At 34.9% G+C, this 3,302-nt stretch carries 3 protein-coding genes; 1 reads left to right on the top strand and 2 read right to left on the bottom strand.

Translation table 11 applies throughout. The annotated features are described in order from the left end of the window. On the top strand, nt 1–1,772 hold a 1,772-nt coding region (locus E1171_RS04240; RefSeq protein ID WP_222931385.1), incomplete at its 5' end, for an OmpA family protein. 182 nt (nt 1,773–1,954) lie between these two features. On the opposite strand, the gene E1171_RS04235 is transcribed toward E1171_RS04240, so the two are convergent. Both E1171_RS04235 and E1171_RS04230 read right to left on the bottom strand, forming a co-directional pair. Then, a complete protein-coding gene (locus E1171_RS04235; RefSeq protein WP_155204420.1) occupies nt 1,955–2,893 on the bottom strand; it encodes an SMP-30/gluconolactonase/LRE family protein in 939 nt (312 codons plus the stop codon). A 141-nt stretch (nt 2,894–3,034) separates the two neighbouring features. Further along, nucleotides 3,035–3,271 carry a hypothetical protein gene (locus tag E1171_RS04230; RefSeq protein WP_155204419.1) on the bottom strand — a complete coding sequence of 79 codons (237 nt, stop codon included), beginning with the start codon at nt 3,269–3,271 and terminating at the stop codon, nt 3,035–3,037. Between the last annotated feature and the right edge of the window lie 31 nt (nt 3,272–3,302).

Below are 3,302 nucleotides of genomic sequence, written 5' to 3'. Positions count from 1 at the left end.
AGGAATCAAAGATGAATTTGAGGGAATGGTTGGTGTTGATGATAGCCAGTGTCATAAGCCTGAATGCAATTGCCCAACAGGGAAAAGATGATTTTACTCGTATAGTCAATACATCTTCCGATGAGGGTTTTCCTGTGTTGTCACCAGATGGAAATACATTTTATTTTAGTCGTGGTAAACGGGCTTTAAATTTATCAGGAAATAATAATGATGGAAATATTTGGATGACAACTTTGGGGCCAAGTGGAATGTGGACTCCTCCCCAAGAGATGGAAAAGCCTTTTAATGATAAATTCCAAAATTCTGTTATTGGATTTACCCCTGATGGGTCAATTATGTATCAGTCTTTTAATACCCATGTGGGAAGAAATCAAAAGGATCCGGGAGTATATATTTCCAAAGCAGAAGGCCTGAAAGGTTCCAAGCCTGAGAAAGTGATTATTCGAAGTTTTTTAAATAGATCTGATATTCAAAATATGCGCCTTTCTGAAGATGGAAATATTTTAATGATGGCGATCAATTCCTATGGAAGTTATGGAACTGAAGATATATATGTGAGTTTTAAGCAGGGAGATGGAAGCTGGTCAACTCCCCGAAATTTGGGGAATCAGGTGAATAGTAGATTTCAGGAATTGACCCCGTATTTAGCCTCTGATAATAAGACTTTGTTTTTTAGTTCTAATGCAGGAGGAAACCGAGGCATTTATCGTAGTGTGCGTCAAGATGATAGTTGGATTAATTGGTCAGAGCCTGAATTGTTAGGAGGCAACCTCAATACAAAGGGGATGGAAACATCCTATTTTTTAGGGCCACAGGATAGTACCGCCTATTATATCTCTACTCGAAATAGTGATGGTATGGGAAGAGTCTACAAAATTCGAATCAGTGATGAAAACCAGTTTCCACAACCGGAAATTAAAAAAGAGGTTCCTGAACCAACATTTGAAAGTGCGGTAGAGCCTCCAACAGAAAAGCCTTCCAAAGAAGATGAAAAGATGCCTCCAGAGGAACAGGATGAGAAGGAATCCCCTGAAGAAAAAGAGAATAAAGAAGATGAGAAGCCAATGGAAGAACCTTCTCCTGTGAAAGAAGATCAAACAAAAATCGATCGGGGAGAGGAGGGATTTGAAAGAAGGGATTTAACGCTTTATCCGACAATCCATTTAGTAGGAAAGGTGGTGAATTTCCAAAATAGTCAAACCGTTTCAGCTGCAGTAGTTAAATTTACTGATTTAAATAATGACAGTAAAACCTGGGAAAGTATTGCTGTTGATGGAAATTTTGAAATTGAATTGCCGGTAGATGTTAATTTTATTGTAACGGTGAGTGCCAATAATTACATGACCACTCGTGATTTTCTTTCTTTTGAAAATACTAAATCAGGAGCTTCCATCTATCAGACTTTTAATTTATCACCATTAAAGGTTGGAAGCACTTTCCAATTAGGTAATGTACAGTTTCAAAAAAGCAAGGCTTTTTTGTTGGGAAATTCCTATTATCAATTGGATCAACTGGTACAGTTATTAAAAGATAATCCTGAGATAAGCATTGAAGTCGGTGGGCATACTGATAATCAAGGAGACCCAAAAGCGAATTTGAGACTTTCAAAGGAAAGGGTAGATGTGGTGAAGAACTACCTTGTGAAAAAGGGTATTAAATCCAACCGTATAGAAGGAAAAGGGTATGGTGCCACCAAACCTATTGATAGTAATCTTAATGAAAAGGGAAGAAAAAATAATCGCCGGGTGGAAATAACTGTGATCAAGAAGTAAGTTTTCAGAATGTGGATCTACTGAAATATACTTTTCTGGAAAGAGCAGGAACTAAATAAACGCTTTTTAGCTTTATCTGGAATTTAAGGAGGAAGAACTTCCTCCTCCTTATTTGGGCCAACCTCTGTAATAATCCGAAAAAGGGGATAAAATAAAAACTGGCCTAATAAATTTATATTTCATTATTCGAGTTTCATTTTCATGAGCCGATAGCTTTCTAATTTATCGGTGTCAACAATCTGGTTGGTTTCTCCACTAAAATTATCCAATTGAGAATGAACTACGTAATAGCAATAATCATCAGCTATGGCAAGGGTGGTGGGAATTCTAAAATTCTCCCCTGGGGAAACCATTTTTTTTGTTTTATGAATTGTACTTCCTTCTTTGTTCAAATCAAACCTATAGACGCCGTTTTTATTGGCATCCTTTTTTCCATTCATGATGCCAATAAGACTATTTTGATAAAACTTTAAACCATCTATTCCTGAGTTTTCTTTATTGGCTTTATTTAGTATTTCTTTTGAAGCGATATCTACAATTCTTATTCCTTTTCGTGAAGCTAAATAAAGCTTCTTTCCATCATCAGAAATAGCAATTCCATTTGAATGTTCGACAGCTACACTGTCTAAATATATTTCCATTTCATTACTGGGCCGCTGAATCCTATATATTTTATTACTTTCTGAATCAGTGATAAAGATTTCATTTTTGGGGCTTATAGCCAAATCGTTTAAGAAAGTAAATACATTATTATCAATCTTATACGATTCAATCAAACTTCCTGTCTTTACATTCAGGAGAAGAAGTACCGATTTGTTTTTTCCTTTGGGCAAGCTATTGCCTAAAGCATATAAGGTGTCTCCCTTTACGGTCATTCCAAAACCAGGTAAGTAGCCAAATTGGCTATTATTAATAAAATTCCTAGGGTGATTTCCATCCAGTTTACTACTGACAATCTTATTTTTTCTAAGACTATTAAGAAATAATGTTTGGGATTGAGGATCAATTGCTATTCCCTCAGGAATTAAATCCTTTTCAAATTTTAAGGAAGTCAATTGGCTTTCATGCTTTGAACAGGATAGTATAATTATTAGGGATAAAAACAGTAAAAATCTTTTCATCTCTAGAATTTTAATTTGATATAATATTAACCAAAATACATGATTTTTAGTAATGTACTAATGATTTATAGTTAGAGATGAGATCATTATTTGATGGATAAATCCCAAGGTTTCGAAGTATAATTAGAAATAATAGGGCTGTTACAGATCCTTCTGTGGTGAAAAAAACTCCTTTGATTTTAGTTTACATTCCTTTAACAATTTAATGGGTTTAAATTCGGCTAAGCCAATAGATTCTATATTTACCTCCATGTGCTGAAAGTTGTTTCTAATTGTATTAAAAGTGTGGAGGTATTTCTCTTCCGGTATATCAATAGCCATGGTACAATGTGGCTGCCATGCATTTGGCAAATAATAAGGCCAAATTGATTTCTCCAAAAATTTAAAAAGGATTTAATTACTGGAAAAA

This window comes from Xanthovirga aplysinae (assembly GCF_009711365.1).
GTDB lineage: Bacteria > Bacteroidota > Bacteroidia > Cytophagales > Cyclobacteriaceae > Xanthovirga > Xanthovirga aplysinae.
Note: the sequence above shows the minus strand (reverse complement) of the source record. Positions and strands in the feature narration are given on the sequence as shown.